Below are 16,813 nucleotides of genomic sequence, written 5' to 3'. Positions count from 1 at the left end.
ATCATTTCAATGTCGATGAATATTATGAAAAACGCTCGACCAACAAAAACGGGGGCTCGGTGAGGAGCCCCCGTTTTTGTTGCGGCGACAACCAGCTCACGCCAGTGTCACCGCCACGAACCACGCAGTGCTAATTTCGCAATTAGGCTGCAACGGCGGCTTTCACCTGCTTCACGATCGCGGCAAAAGCGGCCTTGTCGAACACGGCCATATCGGCCAGCACCTTGCGGTCGAGTTCGATCGACGCCTTTTTCAGGCCATTGATGAACACGCTATATGTCATGTCGTGCTGACGCACCGCTGCATTGATACGCGTGATCCAAAGTGCACGGAACACACGCTTCTTGTTGCGGCGGTCGCGATAGGCATACTGACCCGCACGCATAACCGCTTGCTTAGCGATGCGGTAGACGTTATTGCGACGGCCGCGATAGCCCTTCGCAAGGTTGATGATCTTCTTGTGGCGGGCACGTGCTGTAACCCCACGTTTGACTCGAGGCATGTTTCGCTCCTATGAGTTGTCGGTTGAGGGTTAAGCGAACGGCAGCATAGCGCGCACGGAGTCCATATTGGTCTCGTGCACAGCCGTGGAACCACGCAGATGACGCTTGTTCTTCGTCGTCTTTTTGGTGAGGATGTGACGCTTGAAGGCTTGACCGCGCTTGACGGTACCGCCCGGACGCACCACAAAGCGCTTCGCAGCGCTTTTCTTGGTTTTCATCTTAGGCATGACAACTCCATTATTTGATGGCGATGGGTGTGCGGTCGGCCAAAAGCCCAACACCGCCCTTCGAAACCCAGTCCACTTGTTTGCGGCGCAACTCGAAAGCCGCCGCATTTTTCAAGACAAGCGCCCTACCAGCCGTGCGCCTGTCCGAAACCTGCACATCGGCCGAAGCTAAAGCTGCCTCGACCGCGTTACGCGTTACTTCTTCTTTTTCGGTGCGAGCACCATGATCATCTGACGCCCTTCCATCTTCGGCATCTGCTCGACCTGGCCAACCTCGTCGAGGTCGCCGCGCAAGCGCTCGAGCATTCGCATGCCGATTTCCTGGTGCGCCATTTCCCGGCCGCGGAAGCGCAACGTAATTTTCGTCTTGTCGCCGTCATCGAGGAAACGAATGAGGTTGCGCAGTTTGACGTGATAGTCACCGTCATCGGTTCCCGGCCGGAACTTCACTTCCTTGACCTGGATGACCTTCTGCTTGAGCTTGGCCTCATGCTGCTTTTTCGCTTCCTGGTACTTGAACTTGCCGTAGTCCATCAGACGGCAAACGGGCGGGTCCGCCTGTGGGGCGATTTCCACGAGGTCCACGTCCTGCTGTTCCGACATGCGGAAAGCATCAGCCAGTTTTACGATGCCGAGCGGTTCGTTCTCGACTCCAACGAGACGCACCTCGGGTGCATTGATTTCACCGTTGATGCGATGCGACTTATCAGTAGCGATGTTCCGTTTCCTCTAAAAATTAAAAAAACGAGCCGCGCTGCCAAGTGGTTCACTTGAAGGCCTGGACGTCCTGATGCAGGCGCTCAACGAAGGCGTCGACGGGCATCACACCCATATCCACACCGCCACGGGCACGCACGGCTACCGTTTGCGAATCACGCTCTTTATCGCCGACCACCAGCAGATACGGCACTTTTTCGAGCGTATGCTCGCGTATTTTATAGCTAATTTTCTCGTTGCGCAAATCGGCCTCAATTCTAAGCCCTTGTTTTTGCAACGATTGGCATACCGCCTGCGCATACTCGGCCTGGCTTTCGGCGATATTCATGACCACGGCCTGCATCGGCGCAAGCCAGGCGGGCATCGCGCCAGCATGGTGCTCGATCAGAATGCCGATAAAACGCTCCATGGACCCGACGATCGCCCGGTGCAGCATAATCGGCCGGCGGCGGCTGTTATCTTCGGCGACATATTCGGCACCAAGCCGCTCCGGCAACACCATATCGAGCTGGAGCGTGCCGCACTGCCACGAGCGGCCGAGTGCGTCCTTGATGTGATATTCGACCTTCGGCCCGTAAAAGGCGCCCTCGCCGTCAAGCTCTTCCCATTGCACGCCGCACGCCGTCAGTGCCTCGCGCAGGCCGGCTTCGGCGCGGTCCCAGATTTCGTCGGTGCCCGCGCGCTGCTCGGGCCGCAGCGACAACTTGATGTCGATGTGCTCGAACCCGAAGTCGCGATAGACGCTCATCGCCAGCGTGTTGAACTTGATCGATTCCTCGATGAATTGCGCTTCGGTACAGAAAATATGCCCATCGTCTTGCACGAAGCCACGCACGCGCATCAGGCCATGTAGCGCGCCCGACGCCTCGTTGCGATGGCATGACCCGAATTCCGCGTAACGCAGCGGCAAATCGCGATACGAACGCAAGCCGTGCTTGAACACTTGCACGTGACCGGGACAGTTCATCGGCTTGATCGCGTAATCGCGCTTTTCCGATTCGGTCGTGAACATGTTCTCGCGATAATTCTGCCAGTGGCCCGACGCCTCCCAGAGGGACCGGTCCATGATCATCGGCGTCTTGACCTCGAGATAACCGTCGGCATTCACACGTCGACGCATGTACTGCTCGATCTGCTGCCAGAGCGTCCAGCCCAACGGGTGCCAAAACACCATGCCAGGCGATTCGTCCTGGATATGAAAGAGGTCGAGTTGACGGCCGAGCTTGCGGTGGTCGCGCTTTTCCGCCTCTTCCAGCATGTGCAGGTAGGCGTCCTGATCGTCTTTCCTGGCCCATGCCGTGCCGTAGATGCGCTGCAACTGCTCGTTTTTCGAATCGCCGCGCCAATAGGCACCCGCGACCTTCATCAGCTTGAACACCTTGAGCTTGCCCGTCGACGGCACGTGGGGGCCGCGGCACAGGTCCGTGAAACCGCCATGCGAGTAGAGCTTGATTTCATCGCTCGCGGGGATCGATTCGATGATCTCGGCCTTGTACTTTTCGCCAATGTCCTTGAAGTAGGCCACCGCTTCGTCGCGCGACACCACGCGGCGCGAAACGGCCTCGTCTTTTTTCACCAACTCTTGCATGCGCTTTTCGATCTTCTCGAGATCTTCGGGCGTGAAAGGCCGAGAATAAGCGAAGTCGTAGTAAAAGCCGTTGTCGATCACCGGCCCGATCGTCACTTGCGCTTCGGGATAAAGATCCTTCACCGCGTAGGCGAGCAAGTGGGCCGTCGAATGGCGAATGATATCGAGGCCGTCTGCGTCCTTATCGGTGACGATTGCAAGCGACGCGTCGCGCTCGATCAGCGTCGAGGTATCGACGAGTTCGCCGTCGAGCTTGCCGCCGAGCGCCGCCTTCGCAAGCCCCGGGCCGATGGATGCAGCGACTTCGGCCACCGTGACCGGATGATCGTATTGTCGAACCGAACCGTCAGGCAGGCGTATCGAAACCATTTCATTCTCCGATTGCCGCATCGATGGCGACCGACGCGATGACAGCAAGAAAAAGTACCAGCCGGATGCAAGCGATACAGGCAGACCAAGGCAAAAAAAATGCGGCCCCGCTTTCGAGGGGCCGCATTCACTTTCACAAACCGCAGATGCTGAAACAGGCGAAAGAGGTCCTCGACTAGCGTCGTTCCGAAGTGGTTTCGGTCAACGTTCGCGGTGTCATAACCGTATTCGCCTTTGCTTTTGCGTGAAAACCCGGCGGACCGGATTCTCGTATTCGTTGGTAGGCTCGATTGGACTCGAACCAACGACCCCCACCATGTCAAGGTGGTGCTCTAACCAGCTGAGCTACGAGCCTAAGGAAGCAGCGATTGTAGGGTGTCGCCTAACACTTGGCAAGCACTTTTATGCTTTTGCATGGGACTTGCTTATCGCCGCGCGCAACCCGCTACGTTTTACGCGCGGCGCGCACCACGCCGCCCACTTCGCCCAGCAGTGCGCACGCACGCTGCACCTGCGCCGCGTTCGATACTTCCACCGTGAACTGCATGAAGGCCGTCTGCCGATGGCTCGTCGTCTTGACGCCGACAACGTTCACCTTTTCACGCGCGAACACTTCGGAGATATCGCGCAACAGCCCTTGCCGGTCCTGCGCTTCGATCGTCAGATCCACCGGATAGACCGAAGCGCCACGTCCGCCCAACACCTCGGCCGACCACGCCGTTTGCAGCACGCGCTCGGGCGCGCGCGCGGCCATGCGCTGAAACATCAGGCAATCGTTGCGGTGAATCGACACGCCCTTGCCGCGCGTCACGAAACCGCTGATTTCGTCGGGCGGCGCCGGGCGACAGCATCGGGCAAGCTGCGTGAGCAGCGCATCGACGCCTACCACGAGCACGCCCGCCGAGGCCCCGCGCGCCACGCTCGCGCCACTGCCGCGCTTTTCGAACTGCGCAGGGACTTCCGGCTGCGGCTCGGGCGGCGGCGCATCGGATAGCGCCTGCTCGATCGCGCGCACGCTGAGTTCGTCCTTGCCGACGAGCGCGAAGAAATCTTCGGGCGATTTGAAGCCGAGCTTCGCCGCCAGTTGATCGAGGTTGACCGAGGTCTTGCCCTCGCGCTGCAATGTCTTTTCGACGATCGCACGGCCATTCGCCACGATTTCTTGCAGCTCGACCGCATTGAACCAGGCGCGCACCTTCTGGCGCGCGCGGGCGCTGTGCAAATAACCAAGCTGTGGATTGAGCCAGTCGCGCGACGGGCCACCCTCTCTCACCGCGACGATTTCGACCGTCTGGCCGTTCGCCAGCCGCGTGTTCAGCGGCACCATCGCACCGTCCACACGCGCGCCGCGGCAACGATGGCCAAGCTCGCTATGCAGGTGATAGGCGAAATCGACCGGCGTGGCGCCCTGCGGCAACGCAATCACGCGCGCCTGCGGCGTCAGTACGTAGATGTGATCGTCGTCGAGCGTCGCTTGCCGCAATTGCTCCCATGGCTTGCTCGCGCCCTGCTCGCCTTCCACCTCGTCCTTCCACGCAAGCAGCTGGCGCAGCCAAGCGATCTTTTCATCGTATTTCTCGCTCGCGCTGATTTGTCCGCTGTAGGCGCGCGTGCCGGCTTCCTTGTATCGCCAGTGCGCGGCCACACCGTACTCGGCGAAGCGATGCATCTCCTGCGTGCGAATCTGCACTTCGAATGCACGGCCATCGTCACCGATCACCACCGTATGCAGCGACTTGTAACCGTTCGGCTTCGGCCGCGAGATGTAGTCGTCGAATTCCTTCGGCACCGGCTGCCAAAGATTGTGGACGATGCCGAGTACCGTATAGCAATCCTTGATGTCGGGCACGATCACGCGAAACGCTCGCACGTCGTAAAGCTCGGCGAAGTCGAGCGCCTTGCCGCGCATCTTGCGCCAGATACTGTAGATGTGCTTCGGCCGGCCGCTGACCTCGGCGCGGATATGCGCGGCCGCAAGTTCTCGCTGCAGCCGTTCGATCGCCTCGGCGACGTAGCTCTCGCGCTCGATCCGCTTTTCGTCGAGCAGTTTCGCGATGCGCTTGTAGGTGTCCGGGTCTTCGAAGCGAAACGCCAGATCTTCGAGTTCCCACTTGAGCTGCCAGATGCCGAGTCGGTTGGCGAGCGGCGCGTAAATGTCGAGCGTCTCGCGCGCCACGTCGAGGCCCGGCGATGTTTTCGTGGCCGCGTAGTAGCGCAGCGACTGCACCCGCGAAGCGAGGCGGATCAGCACGACGCGGATATCCTGCGCGAACGCGAGCAACATCTTGCGCAGCGCTTCGATCTGCGCGCGACGCTCCGCCTGTGCATCGCGCCCCGTGTCGGGCAGCGCGCTGTGAGCCACGCGCAAGCTCACCGTGCCGAGCCGCAGCAGCTTGCGCACGTCGCCAACCAGATGCGCCACCTCGTCGCCGAAGCGCTCGGTAATGCGACGCTCCGGGTCATCGAGATGCGGAGCTAGCGCGAAAAGCGCGGCTGCGATTACGGCAGGCGGGTCGATATTGAGCGTGCGCATGATCGACGCCGTGCCCTCGGCGTGCTCGACGAGCAACTCGCCCGTCGGCAGGCGCGCGCCGCCCGCGTGCTCGCGCACGAAGTCGAGCGCGCTCTGGTAAGACGGCAACACCGCGGCATCGTTTTCGACCATCATCTTTCAGCGCTTAACCCGCGAGCCTCGAACGTCGGTCAGTCCTTTTGCGCGGCGACGACGACCACTTCGACCAGACATGCGGGGTTGGCAAGCTTCGCCTCGACGGTCGCGCGCGGCGGCGTGGCGCCCGGCGCGACCCATTCGTCCCATACCGCATTCATGCCAGGAAAGTTGGCCATGTCGGACAAGTAGATCTGGACCGACAGCAGGTGCGTCTTGTCGCTGCCCGCCTCGGCGAGCAAGCGGTCGATGTGGCCAAGCACTTCGCGCGTCTGCCCGGCGATGTCCTGCGTCGGGTCTTCCGCGATCTGGCCTGCCAGATAAACGGTGCCGTTATGAATCGCGATTTCGGAAAGGCGCTTGCCGACGTGGTAGCGAGTGACTGCCATTTGAAAAGTCCTGTTCGATGAGGGATGGATCGGGTCGCGGCGCGCGGCGGCGAATACCAGCCGCGTCCGTACCGCTTAGCAAGACCGCTATTATGACGCGTCGTCGTCGCCGACGAAGAAACGGCGTGCAAGTGCAATTTGCGCCGGATCGAGAAAGGCCGGCGCATGGCCGACACCCGCGATCTCGATGCTCGATACGTCGCGCCCGCGCGCCACCATCTGCGCGAGCGTGCCGCGCGAGAGCAAATCGGACAACGCACCGCGCACGACGAGCACCGGGCATGTGATCGCCTCGAAAAGGTGCCAAAGCATCGCCTCCCCAGCGGCGTTTGCCTCGGGGCTCGATGCGCGAAATGGCGTGGCAATCGCTGGGTCGTAGCGAAACTCCCACGCGCCGTCCTCGCGCTGGCGCAAGAGCGGTGCGTTGATCTCGCGCCATTCGTCGAGTGTGAGCGGCCCGAACGAGGCAGCGAGCAACGCGGCCTGATCGATACCTTCTTCGAGCGTGGCAAACCGCGCGGGCTGGCCCACGTAGCCGCCGATACGGCCAAGCGCCTCCGGTTCGAGATGCGGGCCGACGTCGTTGATCAACAGCTTGCGCACCGGCGTTCCCGGCAGCCCGGCCAGCGACATGCCGATGAGCCCGCCCATCGACGTGCCGAACCAATCCACCGTTTCGACGTCGAGCCGCGCGATCAGCGTGACCATATCGGCGATGTATTGCGGCACGACGTAGCGGCTCGCATCCGGCAGCCAGTCGGACAGCCCGCGCCCCGCCACATCGGGACAGACCACGCGATAGACATCGGCCAGCGCGGCGGCCACGCGATCGAAATCGCGCCCCGAACGCGTGAGCCCATGCACACAAACGAGCACGCGGGGATTGTCCGGGTCGCCCCATTCGGTGTAGGCCATGCGATGCAGGCCCGCCGAATTGGCGCATTGCACGTAACGCTGGCGGGCGCCGGCCGGTGCGAATGCGTTTGCGGAGGCGACGATATCGGGCTGCGTGCTCATGAAATGGTCCTCGGATGAAGTGCCGCGTCTCACCATTTGCAAAGAAGCGCGCGTCAACCGAAGACGCGAGACGCGAGGGCAACGTTGCTGATTGTAGCCGTAGCGTCTCGCTGAGGTGCGTCAGCCGTCAGCCGTACGTGGTCAGTGAATGGCGCTGACGTCGAGCGGCGCGCCCGTCTTGGCCTTGATCTCGTCGATGCTGACGCCATCAGCGAGTTCGACGAGCTTGAGTCCTTGCTCGGTGACGTCGATGACGCCCAGGTCTGTAATGATCCGATCGATGACGCCCACACCGGTCAGCGGCAGCGTACAGCTTTCGAGAATCTTGTGCTGATCGCCCTTCGCGACATGCTCCATCAACACGACCACGCGTTTGACGCCCGCGACGAGATCCATCGCGCCGCCCATGCCCTTGATCATCTTGCCCGGAATCATCCAGTTGGCGAGATCGCCATGCTGGCTGACCTGCATCGCGCCGAGAATGGCGAGGTTGATATGCCCGCCACGAATCATCGCAAACGAGTCGGCCGACGAGAAGATCGACGAGCCCGGCAGCGTGGTGATCGTCTGCTTGCCCGCGTTGATCAGATCGGCATCAACTTCGTCCTCGGTCGGCGAGGGCCCGATACCGAGCAAGCCGTTCTCCGATTGGAGCCAGACTTCGATGCCGGCGGGCACGTAGTTCGCGACGAGCGTCGGTAAGCCGATGCCGAGATTCACATAGAAGCCGTCTTGCAGTTCCAGCGCCGCCCGGGCAGCCATCTGTTCACGAGTCCATGCCATGTCAGTCTCCCTTCGCGCGCACGACGCGTTGTTCGATGCGTTTTTCCGGGTGTGCGTTGAGCACGATGCGCTGCACGAAGATGCCCGGCGTATGAATCGCATCGGGATCGAGCGCGCCCACCTCCACGATTTCCTCGACCTCGACTACCGTGATACGGCCGGCCATTGCGCACATCGGATTGAAGTTGCGCGCCGTCCGGCGAAACACGAGATTGCCGGACTTGTCAGCCTTCCATGCCTTGACGAGCGCCACATCAGCCGTCAGCGAATGCTCGAGCACGTAGAAGTTTTCGCCGAACTGACGCGTTTCCTTGCCGTCGGCGATGATCGTGCCGTAGCCGGTATTGGTATAAAACGCCGGAATGCCGGCGCCGCCCGCGCGCAACTTCTCAGCTAGCGTGCCTTGCGGCGTGAATTCGAGTTCGAGCTCGCCCGCCAGATACTGACGCTCGAACTCCTTGTTCTCGCCGACGTACGACGAGATCATTTTTTTGATCTGCCGCGTCTCGAGCAGCAGGCCCAGACCGAAGCCGTCGATACCAGCGTTGTTGCTGATGCAGGTCAGCCCTTTCACGCCCGTGTCGCGCAATGCCGCGATCAGCGCTTCGGGGATGCCGCACAGGCCGAAGCCGCCGACAGCGAATGTCTGCCCGTCCTTCACGATGCCTTCGAGGGCAGCGGACGCGCTTGGATAAACCTTGTTCATCTCATGTCCCTTCCACGATTGGAATTGGCGAAAATCGGATGTGATCGGCGCATGCGTCGCGCGAACAAGCAACGCTCGTTCATTCTAGTTCGTCCCTTTCGCGATCGGCAAAAGGGTAAGATGGCCGGCGCTTGCGGCACAATACGCAAAAATACATAAGTGAAAGGCCGGCCAGCCTTTCGCGGCAGGACTTTCGCCGACTATGTCCCAAATCGACTACCAAACTGCTTTTCAACTCGCACCGATCGGACTCGTGCTTTCGCGCGATCGCATCATGGAGGACTGTAACGAGGCGTTCGCGCGTATTTTTCGCTGCGAGCGCACCGCGATGATCGGCCAATCGTTTCGCGTGCTTTACCCGTCGCCCGACGAGTTCGAGCGAATCGGCGAGCGCATCGCGCCGATCATGACGGCGCACGGCAGCTATGCCGACGAGCGCATCATGAAACGCGCCGACGGCGAGCTCTTCTGGTGCCATGTGACGGGGCGGGCGCTGGAACGCCTCGCACCGCTCGCAGCCGGCGTGTGGACATTCGAGGACTTGAGCGCGACGCGGCGTGTTGCCGTGCAGTTGACGCCGCGCGAACGTGAAGTTGCCGCGCAGTTGGCCACCGGTAAAACGAGCAAGCAGATCGGCCGCGCGCTCGACATCAGCTCGCGCACGGTCGATATCTACCGCGCGCGGCTGATGCGCAAGTACGGCACGGGCAACGCCACCGAATTGCTGCAGCGTCTGCTCGGGCACTGACAGACACGCGCGGGCGAACGCCGTTAGCGCACGTTATCGAGACTCGCCTGTTCGATCAGTTCGCGCAACCGCTCGGGCAACGGCACCGACTTGCCGGCCGCGTAGTCGACCCAAACGCAACGCGCATTGCCGCGCGCATACAGGGTTGTCGGGTCGTCCGCGCGCACGAGTTCAAAGCCGGTGTCGAAACTGCTGCGTCCCGGTTTTCCAACCGACATGCGCCCGATGATCTCGCCCGGGTAATGAAGCTGCCGCAAGAAATCCATCGATGCGTTGACGAGCACGGGGCCCTGCCCGTCATCGACGCGGCCCACGAGGTCGAGTTGCTCGAACCAGCTGATCCGCACCTGCTCCATATAGCGGAAATAAACGGTGTTGTTCACGTGGCCAAAAGCGTCCATGTCGCCCCAACGAATTGGCATGGACATCTCGAACACGGGCCGGTAATCGTTCATCGTCATCGTATTTTCCGTCACGCGAGCGCGAAGCCGTCGTCCGCGGCAATGACCGCGCCGTTCAGGAACTGCGATTCATCAGCGGCGAGCAGCAGCAACAATCCGTCGAGGTCTTCGGGTTGCCCCACGCGCCGCCGCGGCAGCATCGACAGAAGCTTCTGCCCTTGCTCTGTCGACCAGTGGTGATGGTTGATCTCGGTGTCGATATAACCGGGGCAAATCGCATTGACGTTGATGCCGTGGCGCCCCCATTCGAGCGCCATTGCCCGCGTCATCTGCACGACCGCCGCCTTGCTCATCGAATAAAGCCCGATTTGCGGCAACACCCGCAGCCCCGCGATCGACGCGATATTGATGATTCTGAAAGGCGGCTTCGGATTGCCGGAGCCCGAACGCATGATCATCCGTTTCGCAACTTCTTGCGCCACGAAAAATGCGCCGCGCGTATTCGTGTCGAACACATATTCGAAATCGGCCGGCGTGACTTCCGAGAGCTTTTGCGTCGTCGAAACACCCGAATTGTTGACGAGAATGTCGATGGTGCCCGCCTCTGTCTCAGCGTGCGCCACGGCGGATTTGATGCTCTGATAGTCGGTCACGTCGAGCGAAACAACGTGCGCCGCGCCGCCCGAAGCCTCGATTTCCGCACGCAACTCCTTGAGACGCTCAACTCGGCGGCTGGCCAGCACCACTTTTGCGCCCGCCTGCGCCAGTACCTGCGCGAAACGCTTGCCGAGCCCGCTGGACGCACCCGTCACAAGCGCCACTTTGCCTTCCAGATTGATCGAACGGCCCATCGTCGTCCCTTATCGATGAAGTTGTGGGTACGCCGTGATGCGAACGGCAACAGATGCGGCACTCTATCATATAAATAGAACGATCGTGCTAATCTGTGCCCGTGCGGTTGCAGCGCTACCAGCGTTCGCTGACAATACGAACCCGAAAAAGCATTCTAACGGCAGAGGAGCCTCAATGACCCCCGAACGTCTGATCGAGCAATACGGCCCGCGCGAGTCGATGGAATATGACGTCGTGATCGTCGGCGGCGGCCCGGCCGGTCTTTCCGCCGCGATTCGCCTCAAGCAGCTCGCGCAGGAAAAGGGGGTCGAGCTCGGCGTGTGCGTGCTCGAGAAAGGGTCGGAAATCGGTGCGCATATTCTGTCAGGCGCGGTCATGGACCCGCGCGCGCTGACAGAGCTGATCCCAGATTGGAAAGAAAAAGGCGCGCCGCTCACGGTGCCGGTCACCGAAGACCGCTTTCTCTTCTTGTCCGAAAAAGGCGCCGTCAAAACGCCGAACTGGGCGCTGCCCGAGAACTTCAAAAACCACGGTAACTATGTGGTGAGCTTGGCGAATGTGGCTCGCTGGCTGGGTCAGCAGGCCGAAGCGCTCGGCGTCGAAATCTTTCCTGGCTTCGCTGCCGCCGAAGTGCTCTATCGCGACGACGGCTCCGTCAAAGGCGTCGCCACCGGCAACATGGGCATCGGCCGCGACGGCGAGCCCACCGAGAATTTCCAGCTCGGCATGGAACTGCACGCGAAGTACACCCTTTTTTGCGAAGGAGCGCGTGGCAACCTCGGGCGGCAGCTGATGGAAAAATTCCAGCTCGCCAAGAACGCCGATCCGCAGGTCTACGGCATCGGCATCAAGGAGTTGTGGGAAGTCGACCCGGCCAAGCATCAGCCCGGCCTCGTCGTGCATACCGCCGGCTGGCCACTCGACACGCAAACGTACGGCGGCTCGTTCCTGTACCACGCCGACAATAATCAGGTGGTTGTCGGCTTCGTCGTCGGGCTCGGGTACACGAACCCGTATCTGTCACCGTTCGAGGAGTTTCAGCGCTACAAGACCCATCCGTCGATCCGCGCGTTCCTCGAAGGCGGCAAGCGCGTCTCTTACGGCGCTCGCGCCATTACGGCTGGGGGGCTCATGTCGCTGCCGAAGCTGACTTTTGCGGGTGGCGCGCTCGTGGGTGACGACGCGGGCTTTCTCAATGCATCACGCATCAAGGGAAGTCATGCGGCGATCAAAAGCGGCATGCTGGCCGCCGACGCCGCATTCGAGGCGGTGCAGGCGGGGCGCAGCGGTGACGAGCTAAGTGCGTATCCGACGGCATTCAAGCACTCGTGGCTGCACGAGGAACTGCATCGAGCGCGCAACTTCAAGCAGTGGATGAGCAAGGGCCTCTATCTCGGCACGTTGATGGTCGGCATCGAGCAGAAGCTCTTCGGCGGCAAGGTGCCCTGGACGCTCCATCATCAGCACCGCGACCACGAGATGCTCGAACCGGCATCGAAGTGCAAGCCGATTGCCTATCCGAAACCCGACGGCAAACTCACGTTCGATCGGCTTTCGTCAGTTTTTCTGTCGAATACGAATCACGAGGAAAACCAGCCGGCGCACTTGACGCTCAAAGATGCGTCCGTGCCTGTGAACGTCAATCTGAGCACCTATGCGGGCCCCGAAGCCCGCTACTGCCCTGCCGCCGTTTATGAGTTCGTGAAAAACGAGGATGGTACGGACAGGCTCGTGATCAATGCCCAGAACTGCGTGCATTGCAAGACCTGCGACATCAAGGACCCGACGCAAAATATCGTCTGGGTCACGCCCGAAGGCGGCGGCGGGCCGAACTACGCCAATATGTAGATCGAAAGACTGCGGCGCACGGAAGCCATCATTCCGGCGCGCGCGCAGCGATTTTCGGCGTGGTTACGATCACGTCGCCGCACTGCGCGCGATGCCGCATGGCATGGTCGATCAAAACGAGCGCCAGCATCGCTTCGGCGATCGGTGTGGCGCGGATGCCCACACACGGATCATGGCGCCCGAATGTCTCGACAATGACCGGCTGGCCCGCCTGGTCAATCGAGCGGCGCGGTGTACGAATGCTCGACGTCGGCTTAATGGCGATCGACACCGTGATGTCCTGGCCCGTCGAAATGCCGCCGAGTATGCCCCCCGCGTGATTGCCCACGAAGCCCCCCGGCGTCAGCTCGTCGCCATGCTCCGAGCCGCGCTGCGCAACGCTTGCAAAGCCGGCCCCGATTTCGACGCCCTTCACCGCATTGATGCCCATCATCGCATGCGCGATGTCGGCATCGAGACGGTCGAACAGCGGCTCGCCAAGGCCAACGGGGACGCCGCTCGCCACCACATTGATTCGTGCGCCGATCGAATCGCCTTCCTTGCGCAGCGCATCCATATAGCTCTCGAGCTGCGGCACGATATCGGCATTCGGCACGAAAAACGGATTGTCATGCACGTGCGCCCAGTCGACAAACGGAACGTCGATTTCGCCGAGGGCGCTCATGTAACCGCGTACTTCGATGCCAAAACGCTCGCGTAGCCACTTCTTCGCCACAGCACCGGCAGCGACGGTCGCGGCTGTCAGTCGCGCCGACGAGCGCCCGCCGCCGCGATAATCGCGAACACCGAATTTCTGCCAATACGTGTAGTCGGCATGACCGGGGCGAAACGTCGCGGCGATATTGCCGTAGTCCTTGCTGCGCTGGTCGGTGTTGCGGATCAGCAATGCGATTGGCGCGCCCGTCGTCACCCCTTCGAACACACCGGACAGGATCTCCACCTTGTCGTCTTCCTGGCGTTGCGTGACGTGACGCGAAGTGCCCGGCTTGCGGCGATCGAGTTCGATTTGAATGTCGGACTCGACCAGCGCCATACCGGGAGGACAACCGTCGACGACACAACCGATCGCCGGACCGTGCGATTCGCCGAATGTCGTGACGGTGAAGAGCGTACCGAGAGTGTTGCCGGACATGGACGTGGCCTTACGAAAGAAATGCGGGAAGACCGTTATTATGCCCTGCCCGCCGGCTGCCGCCTCAGGCCTTATGCCGTATGCATCGATCGATGCATACGCTTTGTGCCCGCGCTACTTACGCGGGCCCCGCAATTCCGTGACGATGCGCTGCAACGTTTCGGGCGTAGCCTCGGACGGTTGCAACGGTTCGGCCACGGCAAGCGTCAGACGGGTCATCACGCCCTTATGCAATGGACGTGGCCAACGCGCGTCGCTGTGCCGCGAGAAAACGCTGCCCCAAAGCCCCCGCAGCGCCATGGGTATGACCGGCGCCGGCGTGCGTTCGATGATGCGCGCCACCCCGTGACGAAACGCGTTGATTTCGCCCGTTGCCGTCAGCTTTCCCTCGGGGAAAATGCAGACGATTTCGCCGTCGCCAAGCGCACGGGCACAGGCCTCGTACGCTCGCTCCAATATCGCCGGGTCTTCGTGAGCGGGCGCGATCGGAATGGCTTTGGCATGGCGAAAGACCCAGCCTGCAAATGCCGTTTTGAAAATGCGGTGGTCCATCACGAAGCGAATAGGCCGCGGGCTCTCCGCCATGATGACGAGCGCATCGACATAGCTGACGTGGTTGCAAACGAGCACCGCCGCGCCCGCTTCGGGAATGCGCTCCGCATGCACCAGCCGAACCCGATAAAAAGTGTGTACGAGCACCCAGGCGACGAAGCGCAGCAAAAACTCCGGCACGAGCGAGTAGATATAAGCAGCGACGACGATATTGAGCAACGCCGTGGTAAGAAAAATACCGGGGATGCTGACGCCGGCCGAAGTCAATGCCACTGCCATCAGTGCCGACACGATCATGAATAGCGCATTGAGAATATTGTTCGCGGCGATAATGCGCGCGCGATGCGTCGGCTGGCTCCTGCTTTGAATGAGCGCATAAAGCGGCACGCTGTAAAAACCGCCGAACATTGCGAGCAAGAATAAATCGGCCAGAATGCGCCAATGGGCGGGGACCCTGAGGAATTGCGCGACATTCAGCAGAGGTCCGACAGACGGCACTCCATGGCTCGCGAAGTAAAGATCGATCGCAAAGACGCTGATGCCGATGGAACCCAGCGGCACGAGCCCCACTTCGACGCGCCGCTTCGAGAGCCGCTCGCACAGCAGCGAGCCGCCGCCGATGCCGAGCGAAAATGTCGCAAGCAAGACCGTGACGACATCCGCGTTGGCCGACAATACGTCTTTGGCAAAGCTGAAAAACGATGTGAGAAACGTGGCTCCGACGAACCAGAGCCACGAGATACCGAGCAGGCTCAGAAATACCGTGCGGTCTTGGCGCGCGAGCGCGAGATTGCGGATGGTTTCGGTCACCGGATTCCAATTGATCCGCAGCCCCGGCTGAGAGGCGGGCGAAACCGGCACGGCGCTTGATGCGAGGCGGCCGACTAACGCCACCGTCACGCACACACAGGCCAAGATCATCGTTCCGTGCGCTTCGAAACCTGCTGCCGCTCCGCCGATGATCGTACCAATCAAAATTGCGACGAAGGTGCCCATTTCGACCAGGCCATTGCCGCCCACGAGCTCGCGCTCGCCGAGATGCTGCGGCAAATACGCATACTTGACGGGGCCGAACAGCGTGGAATGCATCCCCATCAAAAATGTGCAGAGATAGAGCAACGGCGCGTGGTGCAGCACAAAACCCGCTGCGCCGACGAGCATGACGGCGATCTCGAACGTCTTGACGAAACGCGTAAGCCTCGCTTTATCGTATTTGTCTGCAATCTGCCCGGAAGTTGCTGAAAATAAGACGAACGGCAGAATAAAAAGAGCGGAGATTAGATAGGCAGCCGTTTTTGCGTCGACCCCGGAAAAGCGCGTAATTTCATAGGTCACGAGCGACGTAAAGCCGACTTTAAAAACATTGTCGTTAAGCGCGCCAAGAAACTGCGTCCAAAAAAACGGCGCGAAGCGCCGCTCCCTAAGGAGTCCGAATTGGGAGTGGTCATCACGCCGCGCCCGGCGCGCTTTGGTCGTAATCGGCAACGAGTGGTCGCTCATGTGGACGGGACGACCCCGCGAAACGCGGGCGTCGCCTTGAAAGTGGAAACCGAAACGGCCGCCAAGGAACGGCGGCCGGCTTTTGACAACGCGGCGGGCACAGCGACGCACTGGCACCGCTTACGTATTGCGTGCGGGGGAGGCAGGAAAACGCAATTCGTAGCTATGGCACTCAGCAGCTCGGCGCGACAGCACTAACGTTCAGCGCAGCTCGCGCGATTCGCCTTCTTCGGGCCAATCCCGGATATATGCTTTGAGCATACGATTTTCGAAGCCCTGCTCTTCCACGACCGCTTTCGCCACGTCGTAAAACGAGATGACGCCCATCAACGTGCGTTTTTCCATGACCGGCAGATAGCGGACATGATGTTCGAGCATCATGCGGCGCACCTCGTCGACGTCCGTTTCCGGCGTACAGGTAAGCGGATGATCGTCCATCACTTTGCGGATCGTGGCCTCGCCGACGCTGCCGCCATTAGCCTTGAGCGTCAGGATGATCTCGCGAAACGTGAGCATGCCAACGAGATCGCCATACTCCATCACGACGAGCGAGCCGATGTCGCGCTCGGCCATGGTATTGACCGCTTCGCCAACCAATGTGTCGGGTGTCACCGTATATAACGTGTTGCCCTTGACCTTCAGGATATCGCTGACTCTCATGGCTACCCCCTCCAGTTAATGCTTGACTTGGTCGAACGATCCTAGCGGAAAGCCCCCTAAAAGGAAAGCTGAGCGCCCGTTTTTAGGCCATTCGGACAGTGCGGATGCGTACCGTATTGCGCGCCGAATGATACGATGGCCGGCACGCCAACC

The 16,813-nt window shown here is 60.9% G+C and carries 16 protein-coding genes and 1 tRNA gene; 2 read left to right on the top strand and 15 right to left on the bottom strand.

What is annotated here, in order from left to right; translation table 11 throughout:
• Positions 1–142: 142 nt before the first annotated feature.
• The 10 genes from rplT to ACSQ20_RS06090 all read right to left on the bottom strand — a co-directional run bounded on the left by rplT (position 143) and on the right by ACSQ20_RS06090 (position 8,967).
• The gene (gene rplT, locus ACSQ20_RS06135) at positions 143–502 is read right to left on the bottom strand and encodes a 50S ribosomal protein L20 (RefSeq protein WP_004192938.1); all 360 of its coding nucleotides are present in this window, start codon (positions 500–502) and stop codon (positions 143–145) included.
• Positions 503–532: 30 nt separating this feature from the next.
• Positions 533–730 carry a 50S ribosomal protein L35 gene (gene rpmI, locus ACSQ20_RS06130; protein ID WP_436018274.1) on the bottom strand — a complete coding sequence of 66 codons (198 nt, stop codon included), beginning with the start codon at positions 728–730 and terminating at the stop codon, positions 533–535.
• Positions 731–925: 195 nt separating this feature from the next.
• The gene (infC, locus tag ACSQ20_RS06125) at positions 926–1,447 is read right to left on the bottom strand and encodes a translation initiation factor IF-3 (RefSeq protein ID WP_436022941.1); all 522 of its coding nucleotides are present in this window, start codon (positions 1,445–1,447) and stop codon (positions 926–928) included.
• 49 nt (positions 1,448–1,496) lie between these two features.
• Positions 1,497–3,404: a threonine--tRNA ligase gene (gene thrS / locus ACSQ20_RS06120; protein WP_436018273.1), complete on the bottom strand. Its 1,908-nt coding sequence runs from the start codon at positions 3,402–3,404 to the stop codon at positions 1,497–1,499.
• Positions 3,405–3,682: 278 nt separating this feature from the next.
• Positions 3,683–3,759, bottom strand: a tRNA-Val gene (locus ACSQ20_RS06115).
• A 90-nt stretch (positions 3,760–3,849) separates the two neighbouring features.
• Positions 3,850–6,072: a RelA/SpoT family protein gene (locus ACSQ20_RS06110; RefSeq protein ID WP_436018272.1), complete on the bottom strand. Its 2,223-nt coding sequence runs from the start codon at positions 6,070–6,072 to the stop codon at positions 3,850–3,852.
• Between the two features lie 35 nt (positions 6,073–6,107).
• Complete coding sequence (locus ACSQ20_RS06105; protein ID WP_436018271.1) at positions 6,108–6,461, bottom strand: RidA family protein; 354 nt, start codon at positions 6,459–6,461, stop codon at positions 6,108–6,110.
• A 90-nt stretch (positions 6,462–6,551) separates the two neighbouring features.
• The gene (locus tag ACSQ20_RS06100) at positions 6,552–7,478 is read right to left on the bottom strand and encodes an alpha/beta fold hydrolase (RefSeq protein ID WP_436018270.1); all 927 of its coding nucleotides are present in this window, start codon (positions 7,476–7,478) and stop codon (positions 6,552–6,554) included.
• A gap of 141 nt (positions 7,479–7,619) precedes the next feature.
• On the bottom strand, positions 7,620–8,261 hold the full coding sequence (locus tag ACSQ20_RS06095; protein ID WP_436018269.1) for a CoA transferase subunit B: 642 nt from the start codon (positions 8,259–8,261) through the stop codon (positions 7,620–7,622).
• A gap of 1 nt (position 8,262) precedes the next feature.
• A complete protein-coding gene (locus ACSQ20_RS06090) occupies positions 8,263–8,967 on the bottom strand; it encodes a CoA transferase subunit A (RefSeq protein ID WP_436018268.1) in 705 nt (234 codons plus the stop codon).
• Between the two features lie 202 nt (positions 8,968–9,169).
• Here ACSQ20_RS06090 and ACSQ20_RS06085 point away from each other — a divergent pair, with 202 nt between their 5' ends.
• Complete coding sequence (locus tag ACSQ20_RS06085; RefSeq protein ID WP_436018267.1) at positions 9,170–9,715, top strand: LuxR C-terminal-related transcriptional regulator; 546 nt, start codon at positions 9,170–9,172, stop codon at positions 9,713–9,715.
• 23 nt (positions 9,716–9,738) lie between these two features.
• On the opposite strand, the gene ACSQ20_RS06080 is transcribed toward ACSQ20_RS06085, so the two are convergent.
• Both ACSQ20_RS06080 and ACSQ20_RS06075 read right to left on the bottom strand, forming a co-directional pair.
• Complete coding sequence (locus ACSQ20_RS06080; protein WP_436022939.1) at positions 9,739–10,170, bottom strand: acyl-CoA thioesterase; 432 nt, start codon at positions 10,168–10,170, stop codon at positions 9,739–9,741.
• A 17-nt stretch (positions 10,171–10,187) separates the two neighbouring features.
• Complete coding sequence (locus ACSQ20_RS06075) at positions 10,188–10,967, bottom strand: SDR family oxidoreductase (protein ID WP_436018266.1); 780 nt, start codon at positions 10,965–10,967, stop codon at positions 10,188–10,190.
• Positions 10,968–11,142: 175 nt separating this feature from the next.
• On the opposite strand from ACSQ20_RS06075, the gene ACSQ20_RS06070 reads away from it, so the two are divergent.
• Positions 11,143–12,816, top strand: coding sequence for an electron transfer flavoprotein-ubiquinone oxidoreductase (locus tag ACSQ20_RS06070; protein ID WP_436018265.1), 1,674 nt, complete (start codon positions 11,143–11,145; stop codon positions 12,814–12,816).
• A gap of 28 nt (positions 12,817–12,844) precedes the next feature.
• On the opposite strand, the gene aroC is transcribed toward ACSQ20_RS06070, so the two are convergent.
• The 3 genes from aroC to ACSQ20_RS06055 all read right to left on the bottom strand — a co-directional run bounded on the left by aroC (position 12,845) and on the right by ACSQ20_RS06055 (position 16,660).
• Positions 12,845–13,948 carry a chorismate synthase gene (gene aroC, locus ACSQ20_RS06065; protein ID WP_436018264.1) on the bottom strand — a complete coding sequence of 368 codons (1,104 nt, stop codon included), beginning with the start codon at positions 13,946–13,948 and terminating at the stop codon, positions 12,845–12,847.
• A 114-nt stretch (positions 13,949–14,062) separates the two neighbouring features.
• The gene (locus ACSQ20_RS06060) at positions 14,063–16,000 is read right to left on the bottom strand and encodes an MFS transporter (RefSeq protein WP_436018263.1); all 1,938 of its coding nucleotides are present in this window, start codon (positions 15,998–16,000) and stop codon (positions 14,063–14,065) included.
• 201 nt (positions 16,001–16,201) lie between these two features.
• Entirely contained in the window at positions 16,202–16,660 is a 459-nt protein-coding gene (locus tag ACSQ20_RS06055) for a CBS domain-containing protein (RefSeq protein WP_436018262.1), read from the bottom strand.
• Between the last annotated feature and the right edge of the window lie 153 nt (positions 16,661–16,813).

This window comes from Trinickia sp. LjRoot230, assembly GCF_964253315.1.
Lineage (GTDB): Bacteria > Pseudomonadota > Gammaproteobacteria > Burkholderiales > Burkholderiaceae > Trinickia.
The sequence above is the reverse complement of the archived record's forward strand: the minus strand, read 5'-3'. Positions and strand labels throughout refer to the sequence as shown.

What these genes read in the sequence shown, in the direction of transcription:
- rplT (WP_004192938.1), bottom strand. Translation starts at nt 502, where the DNA reads ATGCCTCGAGTCAAACGTGGGGTTACAGCACGTGCCCGCCACAAGAAG.
- rpmI (WP_436018274.1), bottom strand. Translation starts at nt 730, where the DNA reads ATGCCTAAGATGAAAACCAAGAAAAGCGCTGCGAAGCGCTTTGTGGTG.
- thrS (WP_436018273.1), bottom strand. Translation starts at nt 3,404, where the DNA reads ATGGTTTCGATACGCCTGCCTGACGGTTCGGTTCGACAATACGATCAT.
- ACSQ20_RS06110 (WP_436018272.1), bottom strand. Translation starts at nt 6,072, where the DNA reads ATGATGGTCGAAAACGATGCCGCGGTGTTGCCGTCTTACCAGAGCGCG.
- ACSQ20_RS06105 (WP_436018271.1), bottom strand. Translation starts at nt 6,461, where the DNA reads ATGGCAGTCACTCGCTACCACGTCGGCAAGCGCCTTTCCGAAATCGCG.
- ACSQ20_RS06100 (WP_436018270.1), bottom strand. Translation starts at nt 7,478, where the DNA reads ATGAGCACGCAGCCCGATATCGTCGCCTCCGCAAACGCATTCGCACCG.
- ACSQ20_RS06095 (WP_436018269.1), bottom strand. Translation starts at nt 8,261, where the DNA reads ATGGCATGGACTCGTGAACAGATGGCTGCCCGGGCGGCGCTGGAACTG.
- ACSQ20_RS06090 (WP_436018268.1), bottom strand. Translation starts at nt 8,967, where the DNA reads ATGAACAAGGTTTATCCAAGCGCGTCCGCTGCCCTCGAAGGCATCGTG.
- ACSQ20_RS06085 (WP_436018267.1), top strand. Translation starts at nt 9,170, where the DNA reads ATGTCCCAAATCGACTACCAAACTGCTTTTCAACTCGCACCGATCGGA.
- ACSQ20_RS06080 (WP_436022939.1), bottom strand. Translation starts at nt 10,170, where the DNA reads ATGAACGATTACCGGCCCGTGTTCGAGATGTCCATGCCAATTCGTTGG.
- ACSQ20_RS06075 (WP_436018266.1), bottom strand. Translation starts at nt 10,967, where the DNA reads ATGGGCCGTTCGATCAATCTGGAAGGCAAAGTGGCGCTTGTGACGGGT.
- ACSQ20_RS06070 (WP_436018265.1), top strand. Translation starts at nt 11,143, where the DNA reads ATGACCCCCGAACGTCTGATCGAGCAATACGGCCCGCGCGAGTCGATG.
- aroC (WP_436018264.1), bottom strand. Translation starts at nt 13,948, where the DNA reads ATGTCCGGCAACACTCTCGGTACGCTCTTCACCGTCACGACATTCGGC.
- ACSQ20_RS06060 (WP_436018263.1), bottom strand. Translation starts at nt 16,000, where the DNA reads ATGAGCGACCACTCGTTGCCGATTACGACCAAAGCGCGCCGGGCGCGG.
- ACSQ20_RS06055 (WP_436018262.1), bottom strand. Translation starts at nt 16,660, where the DNA reads ATGAGAGTCAGCGATATCCTGAAGGTCAAGGGCAACACGTTATATACG.